At 59.9% G+C, this 17,106-nt stretch carries 14 protein-coding genes and 1 riboswitch; of the genes, 8 read left to right on the top strand and 6 right to left on the bottom strand.

Annotated elements, in window-relative coordinates:
• Positions 1-30: 30 nt before the first annotated feature.
• Positions 31-6,114: a choice-of-anchor I family protein gene (locus ACFSR7_RS04140; protein ID WP_378159271.1), complete on the top strand. Its 6,084-nt coding sequence runs from the start codon at positions 31-33 to the stop codon at positions 6,112-6,114.
• A 230-nt stretch (positions 6,115-6,344) separates the two neighbouring features.
• Positions 6,345-7,775 carry a cardiolipin synthase gene (cls, locus tag ACFSR7_RS04135; RefSeq protein ID WP_378159270.1) on the top strand — a complete coding sequence of 477 codons (1,431 nt, stop codon included), beginning with the start codon at positions 6,345-6,347 and terminating at the stop codon, positions 7,773-7,775.
• Positions 7,776-7,797: 22 nt separating this feature from the next.
• Here the strand turns inward: cls and ligD are convergent, their stop codons facing one another.
• On the bottom strand, positions 7,798-8,694 hold the full coding sequence (gene ligD / locus ACFSR7_RS04130; protein ID WP_378159269.1) for a non-homologous end-joining DNA ligase: 897 nt from the start codon (positions 8,692-8,694) through the stop codon (positions 7,798-7,800).
• Positions 8,695-8,933: 239 nt separating this feature from the next.
• Here ligD and ACFSR7_RS04125 point away from each other — a divergent pair, with 239 nt between their 5' ends.
• Positions 8,934-9,161, top strand: coding sequence for a hypothetical protein (locus ACFSR7_RS04125; RefSeq protein ID WP_378159268.1), 228 nt, complete (start codon positions 8,934-8,936; stop codon positions 9,159-9,161).
• 101 nt (positions 9,162-9,262) lie between these two features.
• Here ACFSR7_RS04125 and ACFSR7_RS04120 read toward each other — a convergent pair whose 3' ends face one another.
• Together ACFSR7_RS04120 and ku are read right to left on the bottom strand one after the other, a co-directional pair.
• Positions 9,263-10,084 carry a CAP domain-containing protein gene (locus ACFSR7_RS04120; protein WP_378159267.1) on the bottom strand — a complete coding sequence of 274 codons (822 nt, stop codon included), beginning with the start codon at positions 10,082-10,084 and terminating at the stop codon, positions 9,263-9,265.
• A 10-nt stretch (positions 10,085-10,094) separates the two neighbouring features.
• Positions 10,095-10,222: riboswitch (cyclic di-AMP (ydaO/yuaA leader) on the bottom strand.
• A 490-nt stretch (positions 10,223-10,712) separates the two neighbouring features.
• Positions 10,713-11,696, bottom strand: a complete 984-nt coding sequence (gene ku / locus ACFSR7_RS04115) for a non-homologous end joining protein Ku (RefSeq protein WP_378159266.1) — start codon at positions 11,694-11,696, stop codon at positions 10,713-10,715.
• A gap of 137 nt (positions 11,697-11,833) precedes the next feature.
• On the opposite strand from ku, the gene ACFSR7_RS04110 reads away from it, so the two are divergent.
• Both ACFSR7_RS04110 and ACFSR7_RS04105 read left to right on the top strand, forming a co-directional pair.
• Complete coding sequence (locus ACFSR7_RS04110) at positions 11,834-12,019, top strand: hypothetical protein (protein WP_378159265.1); 186 nt, start codon at positions 11,834-11,836, stop codon at positions 12,017-12,019.
• Positions 12,016-12,192 (top strand): H-type small acid-soluble spore protein, encoded by a 177-nt coding sequence (locus tag ACFSR7_RS04105; protein WP_378159264.1) that lies wholly within the window; start codon positions 12,016-12,018, stop codon positions 12,190-12,192. Before ACFSR7_RS04110 ends, ACFSR7_RS04105 begins: the two co-directional genes overlap by 4 nt.
• A 156-nt stretch (positions 12,193-12,348) precedes the next feature.
• Here the strand turns inward: ACFSR7_RS04105 and ACFSR7_RS04100 are convergent, their stop codons facing one another.
• Complete coding sequence (locus ACFSR7_RS04100; protein ID WP_378159263.1) at positions 12,349-13,188, bottom strand: immunoglobulin-like domain-containing protein; 840 nt, start codon at positions 13,186-13,188, stop codon at positions 12,349-12,351.
• A gap of 337 nt (positions 13,189-13,525) precedes the next feature.
• Here ACFSR7_RS04100 and ACFSR7_RS04095 point away from each other — a divergent pair, with 337 nt between their 5' ends.
• Together ACFSR7_RS04095 and ACFSR7_RS04090 are read left to right on the top strand one after the other, a co-directional pair.
• A complete protein-coding gene (locus tag ACFSR7_RS04095; RefSeq protein WP_378159262.1) occupies positions 13,526-13,726 on the top strand; it encodes a CsbD family protein in 201 nt (66 codons plus the stop codon).
• Positions 13,727-13,902: 176 nt separating this feature from the next.
• The gene (locus ACFSR7_RS04090; protein ID WP_378159261.1) at positions 13,903-14,349 is read left to right on the top strand and encodes a hypothetical protein; all 447 of its coding nucleotides are present in this window, start codon (positions 13,903-13,905) and stop codon (positions 14,347-14,349) included.
• A gap of 129 nt (positions 14,350-14,478) precedes the next feature.
• Here the strand turns inward: ACFSR7_RS04090 and ACFSR7_RS04085 are convergent, their stop codons facing one another.
• The gene (locus ACFSR7_RS04085) at positions 14,479-14,688 is read right to left on the bottom strand and encodes a hypothetical protein (RefSeq protein ID WP_378159260.1); all 210 of its coding nucleotides are present in this window, start codon (positions 14,686-14,688) and stop codon (positions 14,479-14,481) included.
• A gap of 224 nt (positions 14,689-14,912) precedes the next feature.
• On the opposite strand from ACFSR7_RS04085, the gene ACFSR7_RS04080 reads away from it, so the two are divergent.
• Entirely contained in the window at positions 14,913-16,343 is a 1,431-nt protein-coding gene (locus ACFSR7_RS04080) for an aminotransferase-like domain-containing protein (protein ID WP_378159259.1), read from the top strand.
• Positions 16,344-16,442: 99 nt separating this feature from the next.
• Here ACFSR7_RS04080 and ACFSR7_RS04075 read toward each other — a convergent pair whose 3' ends face one another.
• Positions 16,443-17,003: a hypothetical protein gene (locus ACFSR7_RS04075; protein WP_378159258.1), complete on the bottom strand. Its 561-nt coding sequence runs from the start codon at positions 17,001-17,003 to the stop codon at positions 16,443-16,445.
• Between the last annotated feature and the right edge of the window lie 103 nt (positions 17,004-17,106).

The raw sequence follows: 17,106 nt of genomic DNA, 5'->3' as shown, positions 1-17,106 counted from the left end.
ATACGACTATCTCCACATTGAGGTGTACATATGATCAAAAGAACGTTCAGTAAAATCGTTTCCGCGCTGATCGTCGTGGAAATGGTGTTCGGCTTAATGTTTGCGGGCGTACCGGCCTTCGCGGCCGCGACGACGGGTACGCCGTACAAGGCGGACGGAAGCTATGATGTAACCGTCCCTCACATTATCATTAATCAGGTTTACGGCAGCGGATTGACGAGCGCATCGGGCACATTCGTTTCGAACGGGTTTATCGAGCTCTACAATCCGACGGATAGCGACGTGAATCTCGGCAGCTGGTCGCTGCAGTATGCGGATTGCGCGAAGCCGACGGATGTCTGCAAAACGACGGGGGCAAGCGGCGCTTGGGACAAGCTCGATCTTCAGGGCACGATCAAGGCGCATTCTTCTTTCTTGATCAAGGCCAACCCGACCGGAGATACGACCTACAACCTGGATCTCACGAACAAGGGCGACCAGGTATGGAGCCGCAGCATTCACAGCAAGGGCGTAAAAGTTGTTCTGATGAGCAACCGTACGCTGCTTGAGGAGAGCAACAAAAATCCGTTCGCCACGAAACCGGAAGGCTACGTGGACATGGTAGGCACGGTCGGCAACGATTCGGGCTCGAAAATCGACGGATACGAGACGACTTCCCTGACCTATACAACGGGAACTTCGAAGAAAAAAGCGGCTATTCGGATCAGTCTGAGCGACACGGACGACACCGCCAAGGACTTCGGCATTATCGATTACGAAAATGCCACTGCGCCAGAGCGCGCGGCCAAAGGTCCGCGCGACGGCAGCGACGGTGTTTGGGGCGTAGAGCCGCTCGGGCTCGCGATCGCCTCTTTACCGACTGCGGCGGCAGGTACGCCTTACTCTGTATCGTTGGCGGCTTACGGCGGGGTTAAGCCCTATACGTTCGCGGCAACCGGATTGCCGTCCGGATTGACGCTGAATTCCTCTACAGGCGTCATCTCCGGTACGCCGGCAGCAGGAACCGAAGGAGCGGCGTCGGTCACGCTGACGGTGCAGGACAACGCACAGCCTGCGGCTTCGGTTTCGACGACGCTGCCGCTCGCGATTCGGGCAGCAGCCGTGACAGGCGCCGAACGAGCAGCTTTATTGAGGCAGTCCATTAAGGAAAACAATACGAACTTCAACGATGCGAGCATGAAGGCAGGGAAATACGTCCTGCAAGCAGCCAGCGGCTTTAACTTTTATCGGGGCAATCCCAACTTGTTCTTCAACGATCTGGATGCCTTAATTACCGTTCCGGAAACGTGGAAGCAATGGGATTTGAACACTTGGATTCAAGGCGACACCCACTTGCAAAATGTCGGGACCTTCGAAAATGTGGGCGAAGCCGCGCAATTTTCTCTGAACGATTTCGATGCTTCGTACGTCGGACCCTTTTACCTGGATCTGCTGCGGATGGTTCCGAGCATTTACCTTGAACGCGACCAGGGGGCAAGCGCGGCGGAACGAAACTTGTCCGACGATGACATCGCCAAAATCGCAGCGGATTTCCTGAATGCGTATCGAGACACGTTGCTTGACATTAAGAATGGCGTCATCGATACGACGTATACGCTAACTTCGGAGCATCTGGACGGATTTACGAAAACGATGCTCGATAAAATGGCGGCCACAACCAGGAAACAGCAGCTCGACAAAGCCGCTCCGTCCGGCGGCAACGGAGAACGCGCATTTAAATCCGACGCCAAGTATGTGGTGATGACCGAAGCGGAGAAGAATGCTTTCCTGGCATCCTGGCAGGAATACTTGAAGAGCATTCAAAGCTTTGCGGCTAACAAGCTGGCGGAGAATCCGGATTATTTTAAGGTGAAGGACGTTGTTTTCCGTATCAATCAAGGCAACGCGAGCATCGGTTCGATCCGCTACAATGCGGTGATCGAAGGGCCGGGCAGCGGCCCGGACGACGACATTCTGATGGATGTCAAGCAAGAAGCGCTGCCGGTCTACCTGCAATCGACGGGTATGGGCCTGACCGAATATCAAACGCAATTCGGCGACAATCACGGGAAGCGCGCGACGGAAGCCTATCAGAAATTGACGCAAAATCCCGATCCGTTTGCGGGCTGGATGCAAATTGGCGGCAGCTCGTTCGTCGTGCGCCCGATCGCAGTCAGCAAGGGCGACTATACGGATATGAGCGGGGCATTCGCTTCGGGCAACGATCTGGATAACTACTTGAAGTTCTCGGCTCAAGCTTTGGCCCTGGGTCATGCCCGTGCCACGACGGGGTTTGTCGGCAGCTTTGCGGCAACGCTCGCGGATGACGCGGCATGGAGCGCCTTTAAGCAAGCGCTGATGAATGCTGCTGAGACCTACTATCGTCAAGTCGTTGCGGATTACGGCTCGGTAAAATCCGACATGAGCGGCGGGGCGCTGTTAGACGTCAAGCATCTGCAAGCTCTTACGGTCAACGGCGGAACGTTGTCCCCGGCATTCGGCGCATTCGATGCCCGCGGCGCATACAGCGATACGGCTCCGGTGCGCAGCTATTCCGTTTCCGTTGCGGAAGGCACCGCTTCGATTTCCGTTCAAGCTGCGGCGGCGGACAGCCTGGCGGGCGTGGATGTAGCAGGAACTAGCGGAACGGGCACGGCTTCGAAAACGATAGAAGTCGTCGCCGGCATGTCCCCGATCGATGTGAAAGTAACGGCCCGAGACGGTTCGACCATGACGTATTCGCTGGCGGTCAAACTTCCGGCAGAACCGGAAAGTCCGACGTATACGATCGGCGAATTGTCCAATCTGACCATGAAGCCGTTGACGGTGGGCTACGCGACAGCTGCGCAAGAGACCAAAACGGTAACCGTGACTCGGACGGGTACGGGTGACCTGACCAACCTGGCAGCACAGCTGAGCGGCACGAACGCCGGCAGCTTCACGATTTCGCAGCCGACTTTAACGACGCTTACCGACACGGCGGCTACGACCTCATTTAACATAAAAGCCAATGACGGGTTGATCGCCGGAACGTATGCGGCGACCGTAACCGTGACGGCGGACAACATGACGCCGGTGACGTTCACCGTGACGCAGGTCGTGAACGTGGCGGGCTCCACGACGGGGCCGACGATGACGGACAAGATCGTCGTCGAGAAACTGGGCTCGTTTATTGCCGACAGTCCGAATGACGACGGCGGCGTTGCGGAGATCGTGAAGTACAACAAGGACAACGGCCGCTTCTATCTGGTAGACGGCGCAGGGAACCCGCCGACGCTCAAGATCGTCGCGCTGGGCAACGGAGCTTCTCCCGAACTGGTGGCAACGGTACATGTGAAGGATCTGGCGGAGAAGGACGGCTTCATTTACGGCGACCTGACGAGCGTCGATATCAATACGACGGCGAAGCGGGTGGCGATCTCCGTACAGGAGAAGGATTCGATGAAGGCCGGCAAAATTCTGGTCCTGGACTACGACGGCAAGCTGATCCGCGAATATGAGGCGGGCGTGCAGCCGGATATGATCAAATCGACGGCCGACGGCAGATACATTCTGACGGCCGACGAAGGTGAGCCGCGCACGAAGGGCCTCGATCCGGAAGGCAGCGTCACGATCGTCGATACGTCGACGAATGCGGTGAAGCATGTGAAGTTTGACGATCCGACGGTGATCGGCGACGACGTGCACATCCGCGGCGCCAGCGACGCTGTGACCGGACAAATCACGGGCAGCGGGACGAAGGCGGACGCAGTACGCGATCTGGAGCCTGAATACATCGCGCTTTCGATCGACGAGAAGACGGCTTATGTATCTCTTCAGGAAAACAACGCGGTAGCGGCGATCGATGTCGCGTCCGGCAAGGTACTTTCGGTAAAGGGGCTTGGCCTGAAGGATCTGAACGATCCGAACAACAAGCTCGATCTGGTCAAGGACGGCTTGATTCAGCTTGAAAACGTACCTTTCTATGGCGTATACATGCCGGACGGCATCGCATCGTTCCGCGTCGGAGACAAGACGTATCTCGTCACCGGCAACGAAGGCGATGCGACCGAGTGGGACGGACGGATCAATTCGAGCACGGTCAAGAAAATGAAGGGCAGCCTGACCCCGGGCTCGGCCGCGGCCGAATTCCTCAAGAATACGACGCGCTATGACAGCGTCGAGGTCATGAGCGATATGGGCACCGACAGCCTCTATATGTACGGCGGCCGTTCGATCTCCATTCGCGATGCGGATACGCTGGGTCTCGTATGGGACAGCGGCAACGATTTTGAGCGCGTCACGGCGCAGCGGCTGCCGGAGCACTTCAACGCAAGCCACAGCAGCAGCAAAGCGGGCGTCGACGAACGCAGCACGAAGAAGGGACCGGAGCCCGAGGACGTCAAGACGGGCGTCGTCGGCACGCGCACCTTGGCGTTTGCAGGATTCGAACGTATCGGCGGCGTAATCACCTATGACGTAACGAATCCGGAAAGCCCGCAGTTCCTGAATTACGTGAATGCGCGCGACTTCAGCGCCGGCAAAGGCGAGAACACCGACAGCGGGCCGGAAGGACTGGAATTCATCCAGGCGTCCGACAGCCCGACGGGGTATCCGCTGCTGCTGGTCGCCAACGAAGTGGGCGGCACCGTGTCGGTGCTTCAGTTAAAAGTATCGAAGGTGTCGCTGGATCGTTCTTCGTTGTCGCTGACCGCAGGCGGTTCCGCCGGCAAGCTGGCGGCGACGGCTGTCGGTCCTGACGGCCAAACGGTCGCCGTCACATGGAAAAGCTCCAGCCCTGGCATCGCGACTGTAAGCGCCGATGGCACGGTTACCCCGCTGAATGCGGGATCCGCGACCGTAACGGCAACTACGGCGGACGGCTATGCGATCGCCGAAGCGGCGGTGACGGTTGTAGCGGCCGGCGGCCCGTCCACGTCCACGCCAGCGCCGAGCGCGACGCCTTCTCCGACGCCAAGCGCGACGCCGACAGCGGCGCCGGGCACGCAGGTCGAGCAATTCGGCGACGTGACGCTCGAGACGACAGGCAGCAAGGCCGTGCTGAAAGCAACGACCACGACCGGAACGGACGGTTCCGCGAAGGCGGAGCTCGCGATTCCGTCGGCGGCCCTCGCGAAGATCGCGGACGGCACGGTAAATTCGCTCACCGTCGATACGGGCACCGGCTCGCTCACGCTTGACGCGGCTGCCATCAAGGCGCTCTCCGCGGCGGCGGGCGGCGGAGAAGTGAAGCTTGGCATCGAGCGGCTTGACGGCGCATCGGCCGCAGCGAAGCTGCCGGCTGCGCAGCAGCAGGCGGTGAAGGACGCGATCGGCGATCGTCCGATATTCGATCTGACCGTGACGACCGCTTCCGGCAAGCTGTCCACCTTCGGCGGCGGCAAGCTGAAAATTGAAGTTCCGTATACGATCAAGGCCGGCGAGACCTCCGAAGCGCTGATCGTACACTACATTGCGGAAGACGGGCATATCGAGACGCTGCCAGGCGGCGTATACGATGAAGCTGCGGGCACGCTGAGCTTCAGCACGCCGCACTTGTCCATGTACGGCATCGGCTACAGCCTGAAAAATTTCGGCGATGCGCAAAACAGCTTCGCCAAAACCGCCATCAACTATCTCGCAGCCCGCGGGATCATTGCCGGCGTCGGCTCGGATAGCTTCGCGCCGAAGCGCAGCGTCACCCGCGGAGATCTCGCGCTCATGCTGGCCCGCATGGCCGGCGTCGATCTGAGCAAGTATAACGCCGCCGACGCAGGCTTCGGGGATGTGCGCAGCGCCGATTACTTCGGCAGCGCCGTCGCCTGGGCCGCATCCGAGAATATCGTCGCAGGCACGGCCGCCGGCAAGTTCGAGCCGCGGGCGGAAGTGACGCGCGATCAGCTCGCGGTGATGCTCGTCAAGTACGCGGCGGCGATGAATTACGCGCTGCCTTCGCAGCAGGCCGCAGTCGCGTTCACGGATGCGAATGCCATCCCGGCTTATGCGGCGACCGCGGTATCGGCCGTGCAGCGCGCAGGCATCGTGAACGGCAAGGCGCGCGGCGACGGCACCGTGTACTACGCGCCGAAGGACACGGCGACCCGCGAGGAGATCGCCAAGATGCTGGCCGGCTTGATGCAGCGCATGGAAGGGTAACGCGAAAATCAACGCAGCGACGGTAGGCCGGCTCATCGGGGCTCGGACGAGCCATCGCTAGGCGTTCCGCTCGACTCAAGTTTCGGATATATGCCACACCCCAAATGACCGTCAGGGAAGATCGCCCTGACGGTTGTTCTTATGCCGCTTAAGGCAACTTGGATTGCCCGGCCCAACTGTGGGTAAAAATAAAATAGATTGTACAAACGATCCATAAGGAGGGTTGACGGGTGACGACGTGGCTCCTGCTGGCGCTGCTCATCTTCATATTCCAGTCCGGCACGATCCTCGTGCTGGAGTATCGCCGCCCGGCCAACGCCATGGCATGGCTGTTCATCTTGTTTTTATTTCCGATCGTCGGCTTTATTCTTTATTACTTCCTTGCCCGAGAGTATGGCAGGCGCCGCAAGGTCCGCCGCAGAGGCGGTCTGGACGAGCAGCGCCGAGGCGAGATTTTGAAGAAAAGCCATTTGATCAATGAGCCGGAAGAAATACCGGGCGGCCGGTTCGCGGACGAGGAGCGGTTGTTTAGGACGCTGCGCAAGGCGGGCGCGTCTCCGATCACGGGCTGCAACAAATCGAGGGTGCTGACCAATGGGCAAATGACCTATGACGCGATGATGGAAGCGATCCGCGGCGCCCGGCACCATATTCATTTCGCTACATACATATACCGCGACGACGAGATCGGCCGTATGTTCCGCGATGTCATGATTGAGAAGGCAAAGGAAGGCGTCCAGGTCCGGCTCATCTACGACGGGATCGGCAGCGTCAAGCTGAGCAAATCCTTTTTCGCCGCGTTCGAGGAAGCCGGTGCCGAATACGCCTGCTTTTTCCCGCTCCGCCCTGCATTTATGAAGAAGCGCATGAACTACCGTAATCACCGCAAGATCCTTGTCGTGGACGGCACGAAAGGCTTCGTCGGCGGAATTAACGTCGGCGCGGAATATTTGGGCAGGCACAAGAAGCTCGGCTTTTGGCGCGATACGCATCTGGAGCTGGAGGGGGATGCGGTATACGGGCTGCAGGAGGTGTTCCTGAAGGATTGGGAGCTCGCGACCAAGCAGCGGCCGAGCGATCCCCGTTTTTTGCCGGAGCACGCCTGCACGGGAAACGAGGTTGTGCAAATCGTCGCGGGGGGCCCGAACAGACGGGCGGATGCAATACACGAGACATTGTTCGCGGTGCTCGCGATGGCGAAGCGGCGGATCTGGATTACGACGCCTTACTTTATCCCGAGCGCAGGCGTTGTCATGGCGCTCAAGACTGCCGCAATGAGCGGCGTAGACGTGCGCATGATCGTGCCGCTGATTCCCGATACGAAGCTCGTGCATGCGGCGACGATGTCCTATGTGGACGAAATGATGAGCTGCGGCATCCGTTTTTGGCAGTACGAGCGCGGCTTCATTCACGCAAAAGTCGTCATCGTCGACGACCTGATTGCATCGGTCGGCACGGCGAACATGGATCTGCGCAGCTTCTTCAGCAACTTCGAGACGAACGCCTACCTGTTCCACCGGGATGCGATCGACGCGCTGGAGCGTGACTTCCGGCAGGATCTGAAGGACAGCAGGGAGCTGGAGCTGTCGTCTTTCCGCAAGCGCTCCGGCGGACGCAAGGCCGCGGAGGCGCTCTGCCGCATGCTGTCCCCGCTGCTCTAATCTTCGCGCAGAGGAAGTAGATTCAGCTCGGCTTGAGCTGCTTCAGTACGTCCGCAAGACGTTGGGGCTTCATCGAGCCGATGAGATCGCCCCGCTCCCGCAGCCGCGCGGCGATGTTCAACAGGTTGAAGTCGGTCGGGCTCGGGTTGGCGCGCACCTCGCTCCAATCGAGCGGGGTCGACACCGGCGCTCCCGCGCGGGCGCGCGGCGAGTAGGCGGATACCAGCGTGCGGCCGGGGTAAAATTGCAAGTAATCGAGATAGAGGAGCGATCCGCGGTTTTTCTTCAGCCGTTCGACGGTGAAGAGCCGCGGATTTTTTGCGGTCAAATATTCGGAGACGAACTTGCCGAACCGGCGGAGATCGTCGTAGGTCGGACCGGGCTCGATGCGCATGACGACCTGGATGCCCGTCGCGCCGGACGTTTTGGGAACCGCATCGAGTCCGAGCGAATGCAGCAGCTCGCCGACCTTTTCCGCGGCTTCCATGATTCTAGGTTCGACCTCGAGGCTCGGATCGATATCGAGCATCCAGCGGTCCGGCAGCGGCTGGGCGATCCGCTCGCAGGATACGTGGAACTCCAGCGCATACAAGCTGCCCATCCAGAGCAGGGTCGGCAAGGAGTCGAGCACGACGTAACGGATGCCGCCTTCCGTCTCGGTTCTGACGAAGTCGGGTACCGGCGTCGGGGCATTTTTTTGATAAAAGGATTTGCCTGCATAGCCCTCTGGAAATCGAATCGTTGTTAAATAGCGGCCTTCGCTGTGCGGCAGTAGATAGGGCGCCAATTCGGCCAGCGTTTGGACATAGCGAAGCTTGTCGATCCCCATATCGGGCCACAGCAGTTTGTCGGGGTGAGAAATGAGCAGCTCGCGGTCGCCGAGCCGCAGCGTGACCGGGGACATCGTGGCCGGTGCCATAGCGCGTTCCTCCGTTCTGAAGCCGTCTCTTCGACAAGAGACGTTGTCTTTCTAGTGTAGCCGGTAATCGGTTGCCCCATTCCCTTGACGAACTTCCTACAAGCGCCTCGGCGCCGCGATTCCCGGGGGCAAACGGTCGTCGGCACCCATGGTGCGGCAACTCGGGCCAATTCCGCACTTTTGCCTCCGGACGCTCATACAACAATAAAGAGAGCGCTTGGGGAGGGATCGCTACGGAGATGCCGCTGCAGCACGCCGGCGCGCTGCTATCGCTCGTTTTGGTGTTTTGGACGGGTTCCTCGCTGTTCGCCGTACTCCATCCCGGGACCGTACTCGCGCTGGCCCGCGCCGGCCGCGACCATCGGACCGGGGATCCCGGGCCGGCCTCCGAGAGGCGAATACGGCTGCAGGGCGGCTTGATGAGCTTGGCGGGCTTGCTGCTGCTGGTGCTGCCGATGCTGATGTAGCTTGGCTGCCGAAGTTGGCTGCACAAGCAAAAAAAAGATGCCGCCCCAGTCAACTGCTTGACTGCGGCAGGCATCCTTTTTTTAGACGGATAGGAGACGGATCAGCCCGTGAACTCTTGCACCCATTCGCCGTTATAGTAGGCGACGCCGATGGACTTGAAGTTCGCGTTCAAGATATTCGCCTTGTGGCCCGCGCTGTTCATCCATGCGTTCATGACCTCGGTAGGCGACTGTTGGCCCATCGCGATATTTTCGCCTGCATAGCTGTAAGTTACGCCGAACTGCTTCATCATGTCGAACGGCGAGCCGTACGTCGGCGACGTGTGGTCGAAGTAATTATTGTTGTACATATCCTTCGCCTTCGCGTCTGCGACCGTGGTCAGCTTGGCATCGGTTTGCAATGCGGACAAGCCGGCTTTGGCGCGTTCCTGGTTGACCAGATCGACGACTTGAGCGGCGAAGCCGGATTTCTGAGTGCTCGTGCCGGAGCCCGTAGAGCCGCTGCCGTTGTTGGAACCCGCCGGTACGGAAGGCGAGGTCGTTGGCGCCGGCGTGGCAGTCGGAGCCGGCGTAGCAGTCGGAGCGGGCGTTGCGGTCGGAGCCGGTGTCGTCGTCGGTTTAGGCGTAGCCACAGGGGCCGTCGTCGGCTTGGCCGGAGCGGCAGGCGTAGTCGTAGGCGTCGTCACTGGCGTCGATGGCGTCAGACCGCCAAGCGTGCCGCCGTTCAGCTGCGACAGCAGCGATTGCCAGTCGAACGAACCGAGATACTGTTGAAGCTGCGAAGCGTCGAACTTATATGTGTAAGTCTTGGTCGTCTGGGAGCCGGCAGTCGTCGCGGCATTTGCGGAAGCGCCGAACGGAACGGCGAGCGACAACAGGAGTGCGCCGCTAACAGCCAGTTGACCGATACGATTGTTCTTCATATAAGAAAATTCCTCCTTAGAATGTAAGCCTGCGAGGTTAGCTGACGGGTTAGGTCGGAGATCGCCCTGCCGCGGCTGCGGCTTCACCCCGTATACTTGGTTCCCCCGTGCCCTGTCGGGCTTCGGCTCGGATGTCTCACATTCTATCAGCGGAATCTCGCTAGTTCACGGCATAAATATTACCACGGCCCATATGCTGGGAATTATGAATACGGCCGCCCCTTGTCCCGCGCGGAGTTCGTGAGGGCCAGCCGTCGCTTCTTAGAATATTCTCATCGTTTTTTGCGGAAGAGAAAGAGCTGTTTCTAAACATAGTTTTGCTACCTGGAATGGTGCTATCGAAGCAAAGAAGCTCTACATGGAGCTTCTTTGCCTCGGTCTTGGCGCGGCTCGACCATGTGGCTTCAGCTCTGCCTTGCTGCACATGCGAAACAGCCATCGACAAAAACGCAAAACGGGATGAAGCAGGAATTGACACTGCTTCGTCCCGTTTTGCTTGCCAAGCATCGTCTTGAAATTCGCGCAGTTCCTGCGCGAGGTGCGGCTGCGCGAGTCGGCTGTCAACCCGACGTCCCCCGCATCGTTAGCCTTTACGTGCTGCTTAAAGCGTAGTCGCATCAGCGACCGATCAAGACTGCGGCTCGCTTGCTTTGCGCCTGCGCGACGGCGCAGCCTTGGGGCTTGCGTCGCCTGCTTCTTCGCCCCCGGCTGCAGCTGCCCCCGGCACCGCGGGCTTTGCGCGCGTGCGCTTCGGCTTGTCAGCGGCAGCCGTATCCGCCGCGCCCGTGTCGCCGCGGATCGCCGACTTGCGACCTGCGCCGGCGGCGGGCGCGTCGCCCGTCTTGACGGCGGCAAGGCTGGCCTGCAGCGCGGACATCAGGTCGATGACGTTGGTCCGTTCCGCCGCCGGCGCGGTGACCACGTCGACGCCTTGCCCGGCGACCTTGCGGTTGATGGCGTCCAGCATCGCCGTCCGGTAATCGTCCGTGTATTTGGCCGCGTCGAAGGGCGCGGACAGCTGCTCGATCAGCAGCTTGGCCATATCAAGCTCGCGGTCGTTGACGTTCTGGTTTTGCGGCAGGCCGGGCACGCCAGAGATCGCGCGGATCTCGTCGGGATAGAACATCGTCTCCATGCAGATGCAATTGTCAACGCAGCGAATGGCGGCGAGGCTGCTCTTGCTGCGGATCGCGATCTTCGCGATGCCGATCCGGCCGGATTGCCGCATCGCTTCGAGCAGCAAGCCGTAAGCGCCGGCGCCAGCCTGATCGGGCGATAAATAGTACGTTTTTTGATAGAACATCGGGTCGATCTCTTCGAGCGCGACGAAGTCGAGAATCTGAATCGTCCGCGTATTTTCCGGCTTGATGGCTTCGAGTTCCTCTTCGTCAAACAGAACGAACCGTCCCTTTTCATACTCGTAGCCCTTGGTGATTTCCTCCCACTCCACCGCCCGTTCGCAATGCGGGCAGCTTTTGGCGTAGGAGATCGGCGTACCGCAAGCTTTGTGAATTTGCCGCAGATGTACGTCCTTGTCCTCCGTTGCGGTGAACATCTTCACCGGCACGTGCACGAGCCCGAAGCTGATGGCGCCTTTCCATACCGTATGCATGACGCTTAGCCCTCCTCATGATCCCTTATACCTTTAGGATTCCCATCGCTGTATGGAGTTCATACCGGCTGGGCATCCTTTACCGGACGATCTTTCATTTTCGAAACGAAGAACATGGTACGAAGGGAGCGGCGTTCATGAGCGAGGAGCATGCAGCGGACGGTCGGGACCACATTTACGAAGGCCGCGACAACTACGACATGGACATCGACCGGATGATCAACGAGGGGCTTGGCGGCGGTCAGGTGACCTTTGACAACGGGCTTATCGAAGAGACGACGACCGATACGATGCGCGAAAAAGAGGGGGACGATCCGTCATGAATACGCAGCGCGCAAAGCAAATCTTCAACTCGAAGGACACGATTGCCGTCAAGCTGGATGGACAGCCGGTTTGGATCGAGGAGGTGGACGAAGCGAACGGCATGGCGACGGTGCAGGTCGGACAAAGGCCGACCGACGTCCAGACGGTCGCTGTCGACCGGTTGTCGGAGTAGCCGAGCTGCGTCAAATATAGCGTCTCTTTGTCGCGGTTGGCACCTAGGTCTCGCCAAGAGGCGCTGTACGGCGCTTCTTCGCCATGGTTGGTGCCGAAGTCCCGCCAAGAGACGCTGAAAGGCGTCTCTTCTCCACGGTTGGGCGCCAAGTCCCAGTTATTTAGCGGGTAAATCGAATTCGGCCGCAAGTTTAATCTTCTCTTTCCCGAACGTCGCTTCTTTCACGACGCGGTAGCGTCCGGGCTCCGGCCATGATTCAAGCATTTTAAAGCCAAAGCTGGCTTCATAGCTTTCGTCTTTTTGAAGATGGACCAAATTGGCCGTGAAGGCGACATTGTCTCTGTAAGATACGGGGATCCATGTGCCGTATGCCTGTTTCTCGATCAAATAGTCGGAGCCGCATTCAAGAATCCCCTCGCCAAGGTTGCGCATCTCGACCCGGTAGGCGACAACCGCCCCATCCTCGTTATTCCCCGAGGAGGGCAGCGTTTCTAGTAGAAGCTCCGCGCCGTACTCGGCTGTTTCTATGCGCGACGCAACAATCAGCTTAGGCACGGCGGCCAGTACCATCTCTGCGCCACCGCATCCTGTTACCATATAGGCGTCCGCCGCTGCGCCGTTCCTTTTCTCGATGCCGCCGCAAACGGCGGTCGATTTTGCGCTGCCGCCGTCGAGCCGTTGCTCTCTTGTTAACTTAATTGACTGCCCGTCGAACTCGGCGGTCATCACGATCGGCTCTGCTTCCGACGGATAGGTCACGACTTGAACGACTGCGGACCGCCGCTCCGCGACCGACTGCACGAACGCTGCGAGCGGCCCGGGGTTGAGGATGCGTCCGTCCGCTTCGACGACGGCACCCCGAGACAGCGCTGCGCCTCGAGACCAGTCGGTGTCTACGGCTCTCGCGCATGCCGTAGACATGATCGCAAGCGCCAGCGCAGCGACAACGAAGCCGTTCCGCGCAAACCTCCGACATAGCCGCTCTATAGGCGTCATCGCTTGTTCCTCCTTTGTCGGGTCCATAATTGGATATCGCTTACAGATGATACGCGATTTGCTTCCAAAAGGTTGCTTCTCCCCGGCCGAAAGCGCTATTTGGCCGCATATGCGAAGAAAGAAAGGAATAGGTATGAGGATGCGCTTCGCCGTGACGACGCTAGATGCGGAATCGGCGACGCAGCTTTGCGGCGGGAGCTGTCGCAGCCAAAAGCCGGATAGGGAATTATCGGCGATTAAAGAATCGCCGATATGCGCCCGTCCGATGTTTGGAAACGCTGTCTCCCGGGTAAAGTTCCGTATATCCAACTCATGCAAGAGAAGGGAGAGCATTCATATGGATCGGCATGCGGAAGGCTGGAGCGACAAAATCAAAGGTGCTGTCAACCAGGCGAAGGGCGAGGCCAAGGATCAATGGGGCAACCTCACCGACGATCCGGGTCTCCAGGCAAGGGGCAAGTGGGATAAAGCCAAGGGCAAGGTCCAAGAGGAGATCGGTGAGTGGAAGGAAAACACCAAGTCGCGCACCGACCACTGATGTGCTCCTCCTTATATAGGGTTCTGCGAGGCGCTTGCGCCTGCGGGACGCAAAAACGCAGCCTTTAGGCTGCGTTTTTGCTATAATCTAGCAAGCCGAGCGAATAGAGAGACGATGCTAGGCATACAATCGGTGATAGACAAGGACAGGCCGGCAGGTCTGAAGGGGCGGTTAATATGGAAAAGAAAACGGCGATTCGCAAAATTCCGGTGCAATATCCGTTAGGTACGAAACAGATATCGGGATTCGTGCTGCTGTTCCTGCTCTCGCTGGGTAACGTGATCCATGGCGCCGACCATTTTTTCTTGTATACCCAAGCGGGGCTCATGACGCTGAGCGGCGGCTGTCTCGCCTATTTGCTCATACGCCGGAAGACTTTGAAGGCGGAGCTCACGATGGCCGGCAGCCGCTTGACCGTGAACGGCCTTACGATCACGGGGGATTCAATCCGCGAACTGCGGATCGACCGGGGGCTCGTCGGCCTGCTGCCGCGCGGCAAACGGATCGTACCCGTGCGACTTTGTCTCGATCTGAAGGACAGAAGCACCGGCCTTCTGCTGCTGCGCTGGGCTGAAAAGCAAGGCGTGCCCGTCAGGCAAGGCAGCTTCTTGCGGTGGCTGTAGTGGAGCGGTCAAGCTTCCTCGGAATCGACGATGGACTTGCCGGCGGCGAAGAGCACGGCGAGCCCGGCGATCATGCAGAGGGACAAGATACATATATAAAGCATACTTTGCTAACACCTCCCCGGACGTTCAACGATTGAGCAGGGCGAAAAAGACGGCAAGCACGATGGCGATGCAGAGGGCGTAAATCGAGCCCAGACGCGTCCATTTCTTGCCTGTGCCGCTGCCGTAGCCCGCATTCTCGCTGCGGTTGGCTTTGGACCAGCCGACAGCCAGGGTGGCTGCAAATCCGGCGCTCATAACGAAAAATACCAAGCCAATCAGGTAGAACAAGTTCATAGAACCGCATCTCCTTTATGGAAGGCTCCATTCGCCGGCACCGGCTCGCGGTCAGCCTCCTTCTCGTTGCTACAAGCATAGGAGGCATTTCGACTGCCCGCATCCTCCAATCCGCCGGTTTTTGTACCCATCCAATTCCCCATCCAATTGCGGATAGAATTCCCTGTCCACGCTTGCCGGGCACCTCGAGTACGGGGATAATGGTAGCATTGGAGGGACGGCGTATGTGGCTACCCGATCGCGCGTCGAACAAGCCGGTCTACCGGCAGATCGCCGAGCATTTCGAACAGAAGATCAAGTCAGGGGAGCTGACGGCAGGCAGTCCGCTGCCCGCAGAGCGCAAGCTTGCCGCGCAGCTGGAAGTCAACCGGACGACCGTCATTCAAGCTTACGAGGAGCTGCGGGCTTCCGGCTGGGTCGTGAGCAAGATCGGCAGCGGCACTGTCGTGGCCGGCGGAGACGCTTCCCCGCTGCGGCCTGCGGATTGGCGAAAATATTTGGACGTCGGAACGATGCTGCCGAATTCGGATGCGATGCGGCGAATACGGTCCGGCTTGCGCAAGGAGGCCGGTCTTGTAGATTTTGCGAGCGGAGAGCTGTCGGAGGCGCTTTTTCCGGGGGAGACGGTGCGCGGCATTTTTTCCGGACAGCCCTACGACGGTCCGCTCGGGTACGACGATCCGCAGGGCTACGGTCCGTTTCGCGAAGCGCTTTCCGATTTTTTGTCGCGGCATTTGCACATCGGGACTTCGGCTTCATCGCTGCTGATTACGTCCGGGTCCCAGCAATCGCTTTTTTTGATCATGCAATGCTTGCTGAACCAGGGCGATGCCGTAGGCGTAGAGACGCCATCGTATTGTTTCTCGCTGCCGCTGCTTCAATCGGCGGGGCTGCGCGTCTATCCGCTGCCGGTCGGCCCGGTTGGCATCGATCCGGAAGACGTAAAGCGGCTGCATCGCAAGCACCGGCTCAAGATGCTGTTTTTGAATCCCAATTTTCAGAATCCGACGGGTACGGTGCTGTCCGCCGAACGGAGAGCGGCATTGCTTGGGATTGCGGAAAAGGAAGGCATTCCGATCGTAGAGGACGATCCGTTCAGCTTGACCGCGTTCGACGGCCGGCCGCCGCTGCCGCTGAAGGCCGAGGATGCGGGAGGCCGCATTTTATATGTCGGCTCGTTGTCCAAGATCGCGGCGTCCGGCCTTCGGGTCGGCTGGTTGGCCGGGCCCCGGGAGATCGTCTCGCGGCTGGCGGACGCGCGGCAGCAGATGGACTTCGGGATGAGCGTCATCCCGCAATGGCTGGCTGCCAAGCTGATCGAAGGAGAGGCTTTTGACAGGCAGATCGGACGTTTGCGGGCCGGGCTGGCGCTTCGCCTGGACGAGCTGCGCGCGAGCCTCGATTATCATCTGCCCGGCAGCGTATCCTTCGAGCCGCCGGGCGGCGGCTTGAATCTATGGCTGAAGTGGCTTGGAGATAACGATCCGCGGCAGCTCCGGACGCTCGAGCGCGCGATGTCGGCCGGCGTCGCCTACGTGCCGGGGCAAGTATTCGGCGCGGAAGAGCCGAGCCTGCGGTTGTGCTATGCGAAGCCGGAAGCCGGGCAGATCGAGCGCGGCGTCATCAGGCTGAAGGAAGCGCTGCTGCGAAGCTAGATGAGGGCCGGGTGCCGGGAGACCCGCGAGCGGTGCGGGGCGTTCGGCGAATTGTTCCGACGTCCCGCGAATGGTTAGGAACGGACCGGCGGGCTGCGGCTACCGCGATACGGGGGCGGCAGCTTGCTTGACGCGCCGCCGGCGAAGCATCCACATCGACGCGAATAGCGCAGCGTATGCAAGCGCGGGGGCAGCCGTGCCCCAAGCAGCCGGCGCGCTGAATACGAGGCTGGCGCCGGCTCCGTACGCGGCTGCCCGATAGGGCGCGACAAGGGCGGCCGAAGCCGCTCTCGTCGCGAGCCGCGCGGGCACGGGAGCGCCGTTCAGCCGCGCGGCGCCCTGCCACAGGCGCCAGACGCCGGGCAGGGCCGACAGCCAGACGGCCGCCATCGGCAGCGCGATCAGCGTCAGCTGCAGCGACGCCCGCCCGATCGATAGCGAGCTGTCGGCGGACTGCGACAGCTGCCAGACGGCTGCGGCCGCGCCGGTCGCCGACAGCGTAGCGAGCGCGGTCCATGTGAGCAGCTTGCGGGACCGGCGGGCGAGCCGCTCGGCCGATCCGAACCATCTCAGTTTGCCGGCCTTGCTGGCAGCCATCCAAGCAAACGCAAGCATGAGCAGCGTGAAGCACGCAGCCATGCCGTTCAAAGCGCTGTACACGAGTCATTCCTCCGATCCGTTCGTTCATTGTCTATCGCCATCATAACCTGGCGCGCGGGTCTGCCGGCACGTCCCTGGGTATAAATTGACTCCCGACTTCGGA

The sequence above is a fragment of the Cohnella sp. GCM10020058 genome (assembly GCF_042683485.1).
In the GTDB taxonomy this organism is placed as follows: domain Bacteria; phylum Bacillota; class Bacilli; order Paenibacillales; family Paenibacillaceae; genus Cohnella.
Note: the sequence above shows the minus strand (reverse complement) of the source record. Positions and strands in the feature narration are given on the sequence as shown.